General features: G+C 69.4%; 17 protein-coding genes. 9 read left to right on the top strand and 8 right to left on the bottom strand.

Translation table 11 applies throughout. The features are described 5' to 3' along the window. Window positions 1-6: 6 nt before the first annotated feature. Window positions 7-810 carry an EndoU domain-containing protein gene (locus Q2K19_RS12165; RefSeq protein WP_302770688.1) on the top strand — a complete coding sequence of 268 codons (804 nt, stop codon included), beginning with the start codon at window positions 7-9 and terminating at the stop codon, window positions 808-810. 5 nt (window positions 811-815) lie between these two features. Next, on the top strand, window positions 816-1409 hold the full coding sequence (locus Q2K19_RS12160) for a hypothetical protein (protein ID WP_302770685.1): 594 nt from the start codon (window positions 816-818) through the stop codon (window positions 1407-1409). Window positions 1410-1722: 313 nt separating this feature from the next. On the opposite strand, the gene Q2K19_RS12155 is transcribed toward Q2K19_RS12160, so the two are convergent. Beyond that, window positions 1723-1992: a helix-turn-helix domain-containing protein gene (locus Q2K19_RS12155; protein WP_302770682.1), complete on the bottom strand. Its 270-nt coding sequence runs from the start codon at window positions 1990-1992 to the stop codon at window positions 1723-1725. Window positions 1993-2079: 87 nt separating this feature from the next. Between Q2K19_RS12155 and map the strand changes: the two genes are divergently transcribed. Further along, on the top strand, window positions 2080-2904 hold the full coding sequence (gene map / locus Q2K19_RS12150) for a type I methionyl aminopeptidase (protein WP_302770678.1): 825 nt from the start codon (window positions 2080-2082) through the stop codon (window positions 2902-2904). Window positions 2905-2956: 52 nt separating this feature from the next. Here the strand turns inward: map and Q2K19_RS12145 are convergent, their stop codons facing one another. From Q2K19_RS12145 to Q2K19_RS12135, 3 genes are all read right to left on the bottom strand, one after another. Beyond that, window positions 2957-3178 (bottom strand): helix-turn-helix domain-containing protein, encoded by a 222-nt coding sequence (locus tag Q2K19_RS12145; protein WP_057613216.1) that lies wholly within the window; start codon window positions 3176-3178, stop codon window positions 2957-2959. Beyond that, entirely contained in the window at window positions 3178-3663 is a 486-nt protein-coding gene (locus tag Q2K19_RS12140) for a DUF2975 domain-containing protein (protein ID WP_302770669.1), read from the bottom strand. The genes Q2K19_RS12145 and Q2K19_RS12140 overlap by 1 nt, the downstream gene beginning before the upstream one ends. Before the next feature lie 102 nt (window positions 3664-3765). Beyond that, window positions 3766-4716: a LysR family transcriptional regulator gene (locus Q2K19_RS12135; protein WP_302770666.1), complete on the bottom strand. Its 951-nt coding sequence runs from the start codon at window positions 4714-4716 to the stop codon at window positions 3766-3768. A 73-nt stretch (window positions 4717-4789) separates the two neighbouring features. On the opposite strand from Q2K19_RS12135, the gene Q2K19_RS12130 reads away from it, so the two are divergent. Then, a complete protein-coding gene (locus Q2K19_RS12130) occupies window positions 4790-5818 on the top strand; it encodes a DMT family transporter (RefSeq protein ID WP_302770664.1) in 1029 nt (342 codons plus the stop codon). A gap of 49 nt (window positions 5819-5867) precedes the next feature. On the opposite strand, the gene Q2K19_RS12125 is transcribed toward Q2K19_RS12130, so the two are convergent. After that, window positions 5868-6530 (bottom strand): response regulator, encoded by a 663-nt coding sequence (locus tag Q2K19_RS12125; RefSeq protein WP_302770661.1) that lies wholly within the window; start codon window positions 6528-6530, stop codon window positions 5868-5870. Next, on the bottom strand, window positions 6518-7687 hold the full coding sequence (locus Q2K19_RS12120; RefSeq protein ID WP_302770658.1) for a sensor histidine kinase: 1170 nt from the start codon (window positions 7685-7687) through the stop codon (window positions 6518-6520). The genes Q2K19_RS12125 and Q2K19_RS12120 overlap by 13 nt, the downstream gene beginning before the upstream one ends. Window positions 7688-7818: 131 nt before the next feature. Between Q2K19_RS12120 and Q2K19_RS12115 the strand changes: the two genes are divergently transcribed. Further along, on the top strand, window positions 7819-8244 hold the full coding sequence (locus Q2K19_RS12115) for a DUF6069 family protein (RefSeq protein ID WP_302770655.1): 426 nt from the start codon (window positions 7819-7821) through the stop codon (window positions 8242-8244). A gap of 89 nt (window positions 8245-8333) precedes the next feature. Here Q2K19_RS12115 and Q2K19_RS12110 read toward each other — a convergent pair whose 3' ends face one another. Further along, entirely contained in the window at window positions 8334-8981 is a 648-nt protein-coding gene (locus tag Q2K19_RS12110; RefSeq protein ID WP_302770653.1) for an MOSC domain-containing protein, read from the bottom strand. 393 nt (window positions 8982-9374) lie between these two features. Between Q2K19_RS12110 and Q2K19_RS12105 the strand changes: the two genes are divergently transcribed. The 4 genes from Q2K19_RS12105 (at window position 9375) to Q2K19_RS12090 (ending at window position 13402) form a co-directional block, all read left to right on the top strand. Beyond that, window positions 9375-10133, top strand: a complete 759-nt coding sequence (locus tag Q2K19_RS12105) for an MBL fold metallo-hydrolase (RefSeq protein ID WP_302770650.1) — start codon at window positions 9375-9377, stop codon at window positions 10131-10133. A gap of 552 nt (window positions 10134-10685) precedes the next feature. Continuing rightward, on the top strand, window positions 10686-11165 hold the full coding sequence (locus Q2K19_RS12100) for a heme-degrading domain-containing protein (RefSeq protein WP_302770647.1): 480 nt from the start codon (window positions 10686-10688) through the stop codon (window positions 11163-11165). Between the two features lie 274 nt (window positions 11166-11439). Continuing rightward, window positions 11440-12381, top strand: coding sequence for an RNA polymerase sigma-70 factor (locus tag Q2K19_RS12095; RefSeq protein WP_302770645.1), 942 nt, complete (start codon window positions 11440-11442; stop codon window positions 12379-12381). 85 nt (window positions 12382-12466) lie between these two features. Further along, a complete protein-coding gene (locus Q2K19_RS12090; protein ID WP_302770642.1) occupies window positions 12467-13402 on the top strand; it encodes an NAD-dependent epimerase/dehydratase family protein in 936 nt (311 codons plus the stop codon). A 161-nt stretch (window positions 13403-13563) separates the two neighbouring features. Here the strand turns inward: Q2K19_RS12090 and Q2K19_RS12085 are convergent, their stop codons facing one another. Continuing rightward, a complete protein-coding gene (locus Q2K19_RS12085) occupies window positions 13564-14298 on the bottom strand; it encodes a VOC family protein (RefSeq protein ID WP_302770641.1) in 735 nt (244 codons plus the stop codon). Window positions 14299-14539: the final 241 nt, after the last annotated feature.

Raw genomic sequence — 14539 nt, 5'->3', positions numbered from 1 at the left:
CCGACGATGGCGAGACCCAAGACGCCGCACGGTAGCGGGCACGGCGACGGTCCGAACCCGCCCCACCCCCGGGGCGACGGTGACGGCGACGGCGAGAACGGCAGCCCCTCAGGTCGGCGGCGCAGCACCACCGACGTACCCAAGAACGTCAGCCAGGCCCAGGACACCGTCGCCCAGGAGGCGCAAGCGGGTCGCCCGGGCGGGTCCGACCAGGGAACCCAGAACCCCCAGAAGCCCGGCACGGTCGACCCGTCCGTCAAGCCGACCGCGCCGCCCGGCGCGGACGACATCCACCACAGCGACGCATCCAGGCAGCACATCCTCGAGGGGGACGGCGGGCGGCAGGGTGGCCACCTCGCGGGCACCGGCTTCTCGAAGAAGACGGAGTTCCCGAAGGACTGGGACGGGCCGAAGATCCTCGACGCGGCGCACCAGGTGACGCAGCAGGGGCCGCCGGCGAAGGGGCCGTACCTGACCAAGGACGCTGACGGCAATCCCGCGTGGGCGTACGACTACACGGGTCGGGTCGACGGCGTCGAGGTCAAGACGACCGTGCTGGCCAACGGCGAGATCCGCACGGCCTACCCGCCGAACGGCAACGACCCGGGCGTCATCACGAACCCGTCCGCGCCGAATCCCGCCCCCAAGGGCGTGCCGATGAGCAATCCGCCCCGCTACAGTCACCCTGACGTCGGCGGCGACGGCAGCTGGACGTGGGAGGGCCCGAAGGGCAACAAGATCGTCAGGGTGGTCCAGGACGCCCAGGGCAACGTCACCACCACCGTGCTCGGCGACTACAAGAAGAAGTGAGCGCCATGGATGAGAAGACCTACGCGGCGGTCACCGAGGTATGCGCCCGGCTCGCCGGCCGGCTGTCCGACGACACCCTGGGCGCCGTGCGCGACCAGTACGCCGCGGGTGAGTGGGACCTCGCCGACGCGACCCTCCTGCTCAACCTGGCGTACGAGCACGTGGGCATCACCGCCGAGGAACACGACCTGATCCGCTCCTTCCTCGGCGACCCGGACAGCCCGGACCTGCGCAACGTGCCGGTCGTCGCCGAGCTGTCATCGCCGCCGTACCGGTTCAGCTCGACCGGCCCGGCCACCGCCCCCGACCCGTCCCGGGCGGACAGCCTCCTGTCCGCGGAGGCCCCGCGGCACGGCGGTCAGCGGCTGCGTCGGGCCTGGCGCGATTCCTTCGACGGCGCCCCCAACGGACCGACGTGGGTGTACGTGCTGCCGGTGGCCGAGGGCACGGACGAACTCAAGGCGCACTCCGGCCTGACGTCCAGCCTGTGGACCTCGCTGCAGGAGAAGTGGCCGGTGGAGGTGGTCGCCGAGGACACCGTGCCGCCGGCGTACCAGGCCGCCGCCCTGGCCGCCGGGTACCCGGTCTGGACCGCCTGACCACCTGCTCAGTACGGTCCGGCGCGGATCTGCCGGTCTCGAACCCGTCACCGACGTCCGACCGCTCCGGGCCGTGCGACGGCCCGGTAGGTTTGCCCGCATGTCGCCGATCCAGACGGACCTGCTACCCGATACCAGACGTGCGCTGGTCCACCGGCTCGCCACGCGGTGAGCCACCTTGATCTCGGCACCTTCGTCTTCACCCGGCAGCCCTACGGCCCGGCGGCGCCGGTGCCCGGCGGTGTCGACCCGGCCGGTTGGCGGGTCGGCTGACGCCGACGCACGCCGAGTCCGTGGACGGGTGGAGCAGCGGCTACGAGACGGCTTCCAGCGGTAGGTCGCTGCCACGCCAGGTGGCTGCCAACTCCTGAACCGGCAGGTTGAGCGCCTCACCGAGGCAGATGATCGTGCCAAATCCGGGAGAGGGTAGTCGTCCGGTCTCGATCTTGCGCAGGGTTTCCGGCGAGATGCCAGCCGCATGCGCGACCTCCGCCAGGTCGCGTCCCGCTCGCGCGTGGCGCAGCAGGGCGCCGAGACGCCTGCCGGCTTCGATCTGCTCAGGTGTGAGCGGTTGGCGGACCATGCTCCCAGGATATGGCTGGTATTACTATACCGGCAAGTGTTAGCGTGCCGGTATAACTATACCAATGCCCTGTGACGCGAGGTATTCGTGATTGAACTGAAGACGCCTGCGGAGATCCAATGCATGCACGTGGCCGGGCGTTTCGTCGCCGAGGTGCTCTCCGAGGTCGGCCAGCTCGCCGACGTGGGCGTCAACCTCCTGGACCTGGAACACCACGTGCGCGGCATGATCAAACGGCGCGGGGCGGAGTCGTGCTACTGGGACTACGCGCCGTCCTTTGGACGCGGCCCGTTCCGCAACGTCATCTGCCTGTCGGTCAACGACGCCGTCCTGCACGGCCTACCCCACGACTACACGCTGCGTGACGGCGACGTACTCAGCGCGGACCTCGCGGTCAGCGTCGACGGCTGGGTGGCCGACTCGGCGCGCACGGTCGTCGTCGGGACCGCCGCCGAGGAGGACCTGCGGATCATCCGCGCCACCGAGGAAGCGTTGGAGGCGGCGATCGAGATGGCGCGTCCGGGCAACCGCCTGGGTGACATCTCGGCGGCCATCTGGGCGGTAGCCCACGACTACGGCTATCCGGTCAACACCGAGTTCGGTGGCCACGGCCTCGGCCGCACCATGCACGAGGAGCCCCACGTTTCGAACAAGGGCCGGGCAGGGCGCGGCCTCACGCTCCGGCCGGGCCTGACCCTCGCGCTCGAACCCTGGTTCGCCCGCACGACCGACCGGATCGTCTATGACGCCGACGGCTGGACCATCCGGTCGGCCGACGGCTCACGCACGGCCCACTCCGAGCACACGATCGCCATCACCGAGGACGCCCCCTTGGTGCTCACCCGGCGTGCACCGGAGGACACCGTGACGAGGGCTGATTCCGCCAGTCGTCTATCCACAGAAGACGCCTAGCCGTGTCACGGGCCGGTGGTGCCAGGCGTTTCCACGCCCGCCCTGGGGCACGTCATTCGCCCGCGGCGTCCTCGGCCTCCCAGCGCAGCAGGTCGCCCGGCTGGCACTTGAGCACCTCGCAGAGCGCGGCGAGCGTCGCGAAGCGCACCGCTTTGGCGCGGCCGTTCTTGAGTACCGCCAGGTTGGCGGGCGTGATCCCGACGCGGTCCGCGAGCTCGCCCACGGACATCTTCCGCCTGGCCAGCATCACGTCGATGTCGACGGCGATCGGCATCAGATCACCTCGTCCAACTCGGCCTGCATCTGCGCCGCTTCGACGTCGCGCGCGACGGCCTGGGCGAGCAGCATCCGCAGCACGAGCACGATGAGCGCGACCCCCAGGATGGCCACGCCAACCCCGCCCATGATGACGGTGATGCCGGGGTCGGCCCGCTGGCCCGGAGCATTGAGGATCGTGACCGCGAACCACACGAGGGCCGCCGCCACGATCGCGCCGATCACGACGTCCACGTACCGGAAGGCGGCGTGGGAGAACACGGTTCCGCGTCGCACCATCGTCACCAGCCGCCATACGCAGACCAGGGCGACCTGGACCGACACCATGCCCAGGATCGTGATCACGCGCAGCGGGGTCAGCGGAAGCGACCCGTCCTCCGGGTCGGTGGCCAACGCCCACACCATCAATGCCTGCACGAACACGGTGCCGGCGAGCACCACCACGAGCACGGCGCGCAGCGCACCCACTGTCAGCTTTCCCATGGCCCATCCTTCCATCGAGTTGCGATGGGAAGCTATCGAACTTCGATAGGCGTGGCAAGAGCTGGAAGGAGGCTCGGCGGCGGTTTCGCACCGCCTTACGAGCTACCCAGCTTCCTCATGCCGTTCAGTCTTCGGGTTCTGCGCTAGATTGCGGGCCTGATCAGTCACGACGGCCAGGAAGGCCGCGAGCGCGGGGGCAGCGGGGCCGTCTCGGAGGACAACGACCAGTCGACGTCCGAGCTTCTCCTCGGCGACGTCACGGACCGCAAGGGCTGGGTCGGCCGCGGGCAGTGTCAGCGCCGGCAGTAGCGCGACGGCTCCGGTGGTGCGCACGAGTTCGAGCTGGACGTCCGCGTCGCTGGACCGGTGCCGCACGTCGGGTTCGTAGCCGCCGATGGACCGGCAGCTTCCCACGACCATGTCGTGATGGCCGGTGCCCGCATCGGAGGCAACCCAGACCTCATCCCGCAGCGTCGACAATGCGATAGGTCCTCCATGCTTGGCCAGCCGATGCCCGGGTGACAGGACCAGTTTCAGTGGCTCCTCGTGGAGTAGCGTGAACCGCAGCCCTGCCGGCCGGGGGCGTGGGTGACCGTCGTACTCGTCGCTGATCACCAGGTCGACCGCCCCGAGCCGCAGTCCTGGTAACGCCTGTTCGAGCTCGAGCTCGGAGACCTCGGTGCGTACCTGCGGGTGCTCGACCATCATGCGGGCCACTGCGGGAACCAGCAGGCGGCGAGCCGCTGACTGCAGACCGCCGGCGCGCACGGTGCCCCGCACCTCACCGCCCAGCGCCGCCAGATCGGCTGACGCCGCCTCGGCTGCTGCCAACAGGACTCGGGCGTGCTGTGCGAGCAGACGCCCGGCGTCGGTGAGCCGCACACCACGGCCGGCCTTCTCGAGCAGGCGCGCGCCGACGTCCTTCTCCAGAACGCTCAACTGCTGGGACACCGAGGAAGGGCTGTAGCCGAGAGCCAAGGCCACCGCGCCCAGGGTCCCTCGTTCCTCGAGCTCGCGGAGCAGACGGAGCCGACGAAGATCCAGCGTCACCATGCAGAAATACTAATGAATCAGGTCCACATATCGTCACTGGACCTGAAGTGTATAGGCGCCAATGCTCTAGGACATGGGTCCCGCGCTGTGCCTTCTGTCAGCCGCGTGCTTCGGCGCCATGGCGATCTTCGGGAAGCTCGCGTACGCCGCGGGCGTCACGCCTGAAGCGCTGCTCTTGGTGCGCTTCGGCTTTGCCGCGGGCCTGCTCGCGATGCTGCTGCTCCTGCGGCCGGGTCTGCGGCGCGGCTCTGCGAGCCCAGACCGAAGGACGGGTCCCGCTCGAGTGACCCTGGGTCTGCTGGTGACGGCCCTCGGCCTGGGCGCCGTCGGGTACGCCACCCAGGCATCCCTGTACTTCGCGGCCCTGGAGCTGATGGACGCCTCGCTGCTGTCCCTGGTCTTCTACACCTACCCGCTGCTGGTCACCCTCACGGCCGTCCTGCTGGGCCGGGACCGCCTGACACCCGGCCGCTGCGCCGCACTGGTGGCCGCCTCGTGCGGGACGCTGCTCGTCCTCCTCGGTACCGGCGGCGTGGACTTCCACCCGCTCGGGGCGGCCCTGGCATTCGGCGCCGCCGTCACCTACACCGTCTACATCCTCGTTGCTGACACCGTCGTCCACCGGCTGCCACCGGTGATGCTGTCCGCGCTGGTGATGGCAGGGGCCGCCCTCACCCTGAGCGCACGCGCCCTCGTGAACGGCGGGATCGACCTCAGCTTTGGGCTACCGGGCTGGTTCTGGCTCACGTGCATCGCGGTCGTCTCCACCGTCTTGGCGATGCTGACCTTCTTCGCCGGCCTGCGGCGGACGGGCCCTTCGACTGCAGCCATCCTGTCGACGTTCGAACCGGTCGTCACCACGGCGCTGGCGGCGTTCACGCTCGACGAGATCCTCACCCCCGTGCAGATAACCGGTGGCCTGCTCGTCCTGTCGTCCGTGGCTGCCCTACAGGTGCACAGGGCACGCCCCGGGCACCGCGACGCAGTGCCACGCCGGCTGCCGACCCGACCTCGACGCCGCGCGGCAGCCGGCCTGGATCAGGTAGGAGCGGTCCGAGATGAGGACCTGAATCCGATCCCGCACACCACCAATGCCCGCTGATGCACCTTGGGCAGCACCTTACGACACGTTGTGTACGGGGGGCACGCAGTCAGACGAGGCCGGCGTCGTGGGCGAGGAGCGCTATCTGGGTACGGTTGTCGAGGTCGAGCTTGGTCAGGATGTGCGACACGTGGGTCTTCACGGTGGCCAGGGTCATGGCGAGCGCGGCGGCAATCTCGGCGTTGTTGCTGCCCTGGCCGATCGCCACCACGACGTCGTGCTCGCGGGGGCTGAGCACCGCGAGGGTGGCCTTGGCCCGGGCGTACGCGCCGGCCTGGACGGCGACCCGGTCCATCAGCCGGCGGGTGATCCGTGGGGACAGGATCGGCTCGCCGGCCGCGACCTGCCGGACCGCCTCGGCGATCCGGGCCGGCGGGGTGTCCTTGAGCAGGAAGCCGCTGGCCCCGGCGCGCAGCGCGTGCAAGATGTTCTCGTCGGTGTCGAACGTGGTCAGCACGATGATCTCGGGCGGCCGCGGGCGCGCCCGCAGGCGGCGGGTGGCGGTTATGCCGTCGACCCGGGGCATGCGCAGGTCCATCAGCACCACGTCGGGGGCGTGTGCGTCGGCCGCGGCCGGCACCTGGTCGCCGTCGGCGGCCTCGCCGACCACTGCGATGCCCTGGGCGCCGTCGAGCATCATGGTCAGCCCGGCGCGGACGAGCGCGTCGTCGTCGACGACGAGCACGCGCACCGGCGGGGTCACGCCGGCCATGGTATCGACGCGTGCAGCCGGAACTCCCCGCCGACCACCTGGTGGTCGAGCCGCCCGCCAGCCAGGTGCACCCGCTCGGTGAGCCCGACCAGCCCGGCGCCCCCGGACCATCCGGGCGGCGCCGTGCCCTCCGGCGTCAGCGCGTTGCGGACGTCGATCTCCAGGCCCGCGCCGGGTCCGCCGCGCAGGGCGACCTGAACCGGCTGGCCGGCGGCGTGTTTGCGGGCGTTGGTCAGGCCCTCCTGGATCACCCGGTACGCCGTGCGGGCCACCGACGGGGGCGCCTCGGCCGGCCCGTCCACCGCCTCGCGCAGCAGCACCTCGGTGCCGGCGTCGCGGGACTCCTCGACCAGGCGCGGGACGTCGGCCAGCACCGGCTGCGGGCGGCTGCCGTCGCTGTCCGGCGGGTCGTCGTCGCGCAGCAGCGAGATCACCTCGCGCAGCTCGTCGAGCGCCTGGTGCACGCCGTCCCGGACGACCCCCGCGGCCCGGGACAACTGCTCGGGGGAGGAGTCCGGACGGTACTCCATCGCGCCGGCGAACGTGGCCAGCAGCGACAGGCGGTGGGCGAGGACGTCATGCATCTCCCGGGCGATCTTGCGGCGTTCCAGCATGCGCGCCTCGGCCACCCGCCGGCCCTGCTCCGCCTCGGCGCGGCGGGCCCGGTCGTGCAGCGAGCGGATCAGCGCCTCGCGGGCCTGCGCCCACGCACCCCAGGCGAGCAGCGCACCGTAGCCAATTGTGACCAGCGCCAGCCACCAGCCGTACGAAATGCCGCCGTTGGACCGCCAGGCCCCCTGGACCGCGTGCGCGGCGAGCCCGGCCACCGCCACCGCGATCGCAACCGGGGAGCGCCGGCGCCGCGCCACCTGCAGCGCCCCGATCGTGGCCGGTGGGGTGGCCGCCGGCGACACCGCGGCCAGCACGGTGAGCACGGCCGTGGTGGCGACCGGCCGCCACAGCGTCAGCGGCGCCAGCAGCCAGCCCAGCGCGCCGGCCGCGAGGTCGAGCGCGAGCAGCGGCCCGGGCGGGCGGTCGCTCCACCAGCCCAGGATCGTCGCGGCGATCAGCACGCCGGACACGCCCAGCATCGCAGCGAGGGATGCCAGGCCGGGGCGGCGGTCGCAGTCTTCCGGCCCGAGGGAGAAGCTGTTCACCCGGCGAGGCTAACGGGGCGGCGTCGGGCGCCGACACCTTCCAAAGTTGGTGATCGAGTTCTCCTAAGAGAGGACTGGCGAAGCTCGCGGCCCGATGTGGCCACCCGGCGCGGACCGCGACGCTCATCGGCATGACGAACGACACGCAGCAGACCAACACGACCAGGACCACCGCACGGCGTACGGGCCGCGCGATCACCGTCGCCGCGGGAGCGGCCGGCGCTCTCCTCCTGTGGGTCGTCAACGACCCCTGGGCCGGCATCGACCTCGCCGTCCGCCAAGGCGACACCACCCAGCACATCGGCCCGGCCGCCGTCGTGGCAGCCGCGCTGATCGCCGGCCTGGCCGCCTTGGGCCTACTCGCGCTGCTGGAACGTATCGTCCGCCGCCCCGCCCGGACATTCCGGATCATCGCGTCGATCGTGCTGGTGCTCTCGCTGGCCGGCCCACTGGGCAGCGGCGTCGGCACCAGCAGCCGGTTGGCGCTGCTCGGCATGCACCTGACCGTCGGCGCCGCCCTGATCATCGGCCTGCCCGGCCGGCGGAACTGCCGATAACGACACGGGGCACCTGTAGGTGTACGGCATCCGCTCGTACGCCGCCAACATGACCTGGCAGGCGGGCCAGCCTCGAAACTCGGCCCTCCTCAGGGACACCGCCTGCAGGCCAGTTCCCTTTCTTCCTCGGGCAGTGCCTCGGCGGCCAACAGTTGCGGCAACAGTTCCGGTTCGAGTGTCATCGCGCGGAAGACGAGCTCGACGGTCACGTGGTGGGCGGGTCGGTACATGATCTCGACCGGGTCGGCGGCGCGGACATGGCCTGGCTCGATCACCCGCAGATACGCGCCCGGCAACGCGGCTTGCGTGAACCGCTTGATCCAGCCGTGCTGTTGCAGCCAGCCCTGGAATGTCGCACACGGAATCCGTGCGCATGACACCTCCAGGACGACATCCGACCCGATCCGCCAGCGTTCGCCGATCAACGCGCGATTGACATCGAGGTCAATGGTCGTCAGGTTCTCCCCAAAGCCACCGTTTGTGATCGGCCTGTCCAACTCGGCTTCCCAGCGGTCGAGATCCTCGCGGGCGTAGGCGTAGACAGCCTGGTCGGGACCGCCGTGGTGCTTCACGTCGTAGACACGGTCGCCCACGAGACCGACTTCGCCGGTGCCCTTGGGGCCGGGGGCGACGACAGCGACCGGGCCGGGAACAGGTCGCTTGTCAATTCCTGTCGTGCTGAGCTTCTTCCACGGATTGGGCCGAGGCTTGCCCACATTGACGGAGAGAAGCTTCATGGCAGCGAAGGTAGGGCCGGTTGCCCGCCGAAGCGACTCATTTCCCGGCCACTACCGGCGGGGCGTTCACCCGGCGGTGGCCGGGCAACTCACGGGTCAAGCTGCACGAGAGGCCAGGCGGACCGCCCCCGCCTGCGGCATCGACGTCGGCTAGCAGTCTTTGGTCGCCAGGCCCGCTGTGAAGCAGGTGCTGGGACGGATTCGTCGGGCGTGTGATGCGGCGAGACAACGCGGTCCGTGCCACTGTCCTCCGTCGACTGATCTACGACACGTGTCCGTCAGCTGATCTGCGACACCTCAGCGCGCTGATCGCGGCACGTTTCGGGGGACGCCCTCCGGTCCCGAAGGGTGTCGGACCTCGCGCCGGACGGAGACACCTGACAAAGTGAACCGATGCTGAATCAGGTGGCCGACGGCGTCTGGGTCCGGCAGAGCGAGTGGGTCTGGAGCAATGCCATCGTGGTGCGCGGGGAGAGTGGGTTGATCCTGGTCGATCCCGGCATCGACGGTTCCGATCTGAACCAGCTCGCCGATGACGTGGACCGGCTCGGCATTCCGGTGGTCGCCGGGTTCTCCACCCATCCCCACTGGGACCACCTGCTCTGGCATTCCCGGTTCGGCGACGTGCCGCGCTACGCCACCCCCGCCGGCGCCCAGGCTGCCCGTGAAGCCCGAGAGCGGGCGCAGAAGATGGCGGCGCAGAGCGCATCGGGCATCCCTCTCGAGCTGATCGGGCTCCTCACCCCGCTGCCCGCGGACCGGGGACCCGTGCCGGGCGAGATCGTCGAGCATCCGGCGCACGCCATCGGCCACGCCGCGGTCCTCCTCGCGGACCGTGGCGTCCTGCTCGCCGGCGACATGCTCTCCGACGTCCTGATCCCGCTCCTGGACCCCCGCCGCCCCGATCAGGTGGGCGCCTACGAGACGGCACTCGAGCGGCTGGGTGAGGCTGCCCGGCACGTCGATGTCCTGGTCCCCGGCCACGGGGCCATTGCCGAGGGTCCCGAGGTGGCGGCCCGCCTTGCCGCCGATCATGCCTACATCGACGCGCTGCGGCGAGGAGAGGAACCGGTCGACGCGCGTCTTGATCAAGACTGGCTCTCCGGCCCCCACCAGTCGAACCTGGAGCAGGCGCGACACAGATCCGAATGAACTTCGGCGTCATCGCGCTCGTGGTCGCCACCCGGTGAGCCTCCGATCGGCGGCCACGAAGGCACCCTCTACTGACGACCCCTCATCGACATGACCGGACGTTTCGTCGGCGGGCAACCTACCGCCTCTAGGTCGCTGGCTGCGCCGTGACACCGAAGGACACCGCTGCTACCGGCGCAGACCGGCCGCGGGCAAAACCCCGATGGAGGTCCTACGGGCACTGAAGCGGCGTCTGTCCGACATCGTCCACCGGCAGATGGTGGCCGACGCGAACCTGGTCAGGACGGGTCCGGGAGGACACGCGGGGGCGACTCTGCAATCCAGCGCGGCCGACCCAAACCCCGAGATCGACACTTCGGAAAAGTCACTTCCCGGACCCGCCACACCCCAGCCTAGAACAACCCTCCCCGCCTCTTGACGCAGCGGGGTGCCAGAAGCGGATGCCGGCATGACCCAGATCTACTGACGGACGTACGGCACGATGAACGTTCCGCTCGCCGGCTCTTCCTCTGCTTAGATCGTTCTGACGATCGAGGAAGGGAACGGTACGCCGTGACGCCGGAGCTTCAGGAGCAGGAAGAACGCCTCCAGTTCGACCGCTTTGACCATGACGACGCCTGGGCCCTGGGAACTCGCCTGGTCGGGCTGGCCAGAGAGCGCGGCCACGCTGTCACCGTCGACATCCGCCTCGGCGACCACCAACTCTTCCACTACGCACTGCACGGCACCTCTGCCGACAACGACGACTGGATCGAACGCAAGATCCGCGTCGTCCGCCGGTTCGGACACAGCTCCTACCTCGTGGGCCAGACCTACCGCGACCGCGGCACCACCTTCGAGGAACAAGCCCACCTCGAAGCGGCCCGGTACGCCGCGCACGGCGGCTGCTTCCCGATCATCCTCCGGGGCACCGGACCGGTCGGCACCGTCACCGTCTCAGGACTGCCCCAACTCGACGACCACCGCCTCGTCGTCGAGGCCCTCGGACTCTTCCTGGATTCCAAGGGCTCCGAGAAGGGGGCCGTCTCGTGAACGGCTCTTTCTCAACTTTCGGCTGTCTCACTCTCGGTGGTGACGGAGGGCGACGTCAGCCGAGTTGGATGCGGTGTCGTAGGAGTGGGAAGCCGACACGCCTGGACATCTGACGCTTCACCAACTGATCTTGGTGTTGACCCCTCCGATCGCCTCCACGCCACCGCTGCGCCAATCCTCGTGGGGAGGAGCAGCGTGTTCGCTGTCCGGATGGCCTCGATCCACGAGTGGGGCCGTGATCAGCTGGAGGCATTGCGGGAAATATGATCAGGTCATGCCTTTGACGGTGGATGACGTCGACCGGTTCGAGCTGTCGAGGCCCCGTCTGGAGGCCATCGCCTACCGTCTCCTCGGCTCCGCGAACGAGGCAGAGGACATCGTGCAGGAGACGTTCTTGCGCTGGCAGGCCGCCGACGTCGACCGCGTCGAGGTCCCCGAGGCTTGGCTGACGAAGGTTCTCACCAACCTGTGCCTCAACCAGCTCACCTCCGCGCGGGCACGCCGTGAGACCTACGTGGGCGCATGGCTCCCCGAGCCGCTGCTCGCGGGGGACCCGATGCTCGGCCCGGCCGACACCGCCGAGCAGCGCGAATCGGTCTCGTACGCGGTCCTCACCCTCATGGAGCGCCTGTCCCCCAACGAACGGGCGGTGTACGTGCTGCGGGAGGCCTTCGACTACCCGCACCGGGAGATCGCCGAGATCCTCGACATCACCGAGGCCGCCAGCCAGCAGATCTTTCACCGTGCCAAGAAGCATGTCGCGTACGGCAAAGCCCGCAGCGACATCGACCATGCCGCCGCCCAGCGGATCGTCGAGGAGTTCCTCGCGGCCGCCACCAGTGGCCAGACCGATGAGCTCGTACGCCTGCTCACCAAGGACGCCATCTCCATCGGCGACGGCGGAGGGAAGGTTCCGGCACGCACCAAGGCGTTCGAGGGAGCCGTCGCGGTCGCGAAGTTCGTGTGGGGCCTGGTCAAGCCCGCCGAGGCGAAGCGCACCATCGTCGGCGGCTCGCCCGAGATATACGCCTGGACCGCCAACGGCGAACCCGCCGTTGTGGCGGTCGTGGAAGGCCGGGTCGTCGCCATCATGTGCCTGGAGGTCACCGCCGAGGGCATCACTGCCTGCCGTACCCAGGCAAACCCCGACAAGCTCGAACGCGCGACCGAGCAGTGGGCGGCGGCTCACCATGGGGAGCCCCTGCTCACGATGTGACGTGTATCACCCTGGCTCCTGTCAGGAATCGGCGGGCCATCCGGTTCAAGTGACAAATCCGAACCGGACAGCAAGGGAGCCGACGATGAGGGTGCTGGTGGCAGGAGCGACCGGAGCGATGGGCAAGGAACTGGTGCCGCGTCTGGTCGATGCGGGACACCAGGTGTTCGCCATGATCCGCAGCGAATCCAACAAGGCCAGGGCATCACAGCTGGGCGCGGTACCGGTCATCGCCGACGCGCTGGATCGCGCCCAGGTTGAGGCGGCCGTGCGCCAGGCGACCCCCGAGGTGATCGTTAACCAGTTGACCGCCATCGGGCACGTCGACACCCGCCATTTTGAACGCAGCTTCGCCGCCACCGACCGGCTGCGGATCGAGGGCACCGACAACCTGCTCGCGGCCGCACGCGCCACAGGAGTACGACGGTTCGTCGCCCAGAGCAACGGCGCTTTCACCTACACGCGGACCGGCGGGCCGGTCAAGAACGAACAAGACCCCCTGGATCGCTCACCGGTCGGCCAGATGGCCCCGATGATCGCCGCGATCGAGCACTTGGAGAAGGCCGTGCTGGGCGCCGCCTGGACCGAAGGGATCGTGCTGCGCTACGGCGCGTTCTACGGACCCGGCACCTCCATGGCGCCAGGCTCCGAGCAACTTGAGATGATCCGCAAACGCAAGTTCCCGGTCGTCGGCGACGGCGGCGGCGTGTGGTCGTTCGTCCACATCGCCGACGCCGCCGAGGCCACGGTCGCAGCGGTGGAGAACGGCGGCCGCGGCGTCTACAACATCGTCGATGACGACCCCTCCCCGGTCGCCGAATGGCTGCCGGAACTGGCAGCGATGCTGGGCGCCAAGAAACCGATGCGCGTACCACGGTTCATCGGACGGCTGGCCGCCGGACAGGCCGGCGTCGTGCTCATGACCGAACTGCGGGGCGCATCCAACGCCAAGGCCAAGCGCGAACTGGGCTGGCACCCGACACACCCCACCTGGCGCCAAGGCCTCCAGATTATGGCGTGACTTGCTGAGGGTCGTTCTTCTCGCCTCGGTAGGTGTTCGGGGAGCCGAACGTCGAACATGGATGGCTGCCCGTCGACCGTGTTACTCGTAGGCAATGCCGGCTAGGGTGCGTCGCAAAGTCCGGGCTGGTGGCCGTGGTGAGGGGCTGGCGAGGGTTTGGGTCAGGCTGGGGCGAGGAGGCAGAACTCGTTGCCTTCGGGGTCGGCGAGGACCGTCCACGGGACATCGTGGTCCAGGTCGATCGCGGTGGCGCCGAGAGTCCGCAGTCTGACCGCCTCGGCCTCCAGGTCGTCACCCGGGTATGGGCGGACGTCGAGATGGACGCGGTTCCACACGGTCTTCACGTCGGGTGTGCGGATGAACTGCAGATATGGGCCGACACCCTTGGCGGAGCGCAGTACCGCGTTGTGGTCGGTCACCTCGTGCAGGGTCCAGTCCATGGCCTTGCCCCAGAAGCGGGCCATGGCTCGCGGATCCGCGCAGTCGACCACCACCGCGGCGATCGGTCCGGTGTCTCGGTAGAGCGGTCGGGGGTCCAGCACGCAGAACTCGTTGCCCTCAGGGTCGGCCATGACCGTCCATGGCACGTCGCCCTGGCCTACGTCGGCCGGTGTTGCGCCGAGATCCTTCAGGCGCGTGACCAGCTCCGCCTGATGGTCCGCCGACGTGGTGGCGAGGTCGACGTGCACGCGGTTCTTCACCGTCTTGGGTTCCGGGGAGACGATGAGGTCAAGGCAGACAGCGACGGGGTCGGGGTAGACGAAGCCCTCGGGTTCGAGGTTGGTCACCCCGGGTCCCTCGCTGGACACTCCCCAGCCGAGCAGCTCCGCCCAGAAACCGCCCAGCGCGGAGTCGTCCCGAGCCTTCATGTTGATTTGCACAAGCCGCGTTGCCATCCCGACGATGCTAGCGGCAGTCTGGCACGTCAGGATCAGCCGCCGTGGGGGTCAATACGATCAAGGGCCAGTTTCCCGTGACAGGAAACCGGCCCTTGACCTGCTGCGCGCCCGAAGGGACTCGAACGCCTAACCTTCTGATCCGTAGATTCCCAAGACCATGCCAAGGCCGTCCGATGCCGTCCGCCTGGTCCTGGTCCTCAAGCGCTCGGCAACTCGATCGGTCCCGTCCCGTCCGGTC

Origin of the sequence: Micromonospora sp. NBRC 110009 (assembly GCF_030518795.1) — a bacterium.
Lineage (GTDB): Bacteria > Actinomycetota > Actinomycetes > Mycobacteriales > Micromonosporaceae > Micromonospora.
The sequence above is the reverse complement of the archived record's forward strand: the minus strand, read 5'-3'. Positions and strand labels throughout refer to the sequence as shown.

Coding starts and splice junctions, on each gene's coding strand:
- Q2K19_RS12165 (WP_302770688.1), top strand. CDS start 7: ATGGCGAGACCCAAGACGCCGCACGGTAGCGGGCACGGCGACGGTCCG.
- Q2K19_RS12160 (WP_302770685.1), top strand. CDS start 816: ATGGATGAGAAGACCTACGCGGCGGTCACCGAGGTATGCGCCCGGCTC.
- Q2K19_RS12155 (WP_302770682.1), bottom strand. CDS start 1,992: ATGGTCCGCCAACCGCTCACACCTGAGCAGATCGAAGCCGGCAGGCGT.
- Q2K19_RS12145 (WP_057613216.1), bottom strand. CDS start 3,178: ATGCCGATCGCCGTCGACATCGACGTGATGCTGGCCAGGCGGAAGATG.
- Q2K19_RS12140 (WP_302770669.1), bottom strand. CDS start 3,663: ATGGGAAAGCTGACAGTGGGTGCGCTGCGCGCCGTGCTCGTGGTGGTG.
- Q2K19_RS12135 (WP_302770666.1), bottom strand. CDS start 4,716: ATGGTGACGCTGGATCTTCGTCGGCTCCGTCTGCTCCGCGAGCTCGAG.
- Q2K19_RS12130 (WP_302770664.1), top strand. CDS start 4,790: ATGGGTCCCGCGCTGTGCCTTCTGTCAGCCGCGTGCTTCGGCGCCATG.
- Q2K19_RS12125 (WP_302770661.1), bottom strand. CDS start 6,530: ATGGCCGGCGTGACCCCGCCGGTGCGCGTGCTCGTCGTCGACGACGAC.
- Q2K19_RS12115 (WP_302770655.1), top strand. CDS start 7,819: ATGACGAACGACACGCAGCAGACCAACACGACCAGGACCACCGCACGG.
- Q2K19_RS12110 (WP_302770653.1), bottom strand. CDS start 8,981: ATGAAGCTTCTCTCCGTCAATGTGGGCAAGCCTCGGCCCAATCCGTGG.
- Q2K19_RS12105 (WP_302770650.1), top strand. CDS start 9,375: ATGCTGAATCAGGTGGCCGACGGCGTCTGGGTCCGGCAGAGCGAGTGG.
- Q2K19_RS12095 (WP_302770645.1), top strand. CDS start 11,440: ATGCCTTTGACGGTGGATGACGTCGACCGGTTCGAGCTGTCGAGGCCC.
- Q2K19_RS12090 (WP_302770642.1), top strand. CDS start 12,467: ATGAGGGTGCTGGTGGCAGGAGCGACCGGAGCGATGGGCAAGGAACTG.
- Q2K19_RS12085 (WP_302770641.1), bottom strand. CDS start 14,298: ATGGCAACGCGGCTTGTGCAAATCAACATGAAGGCTCGGGACGACTCC.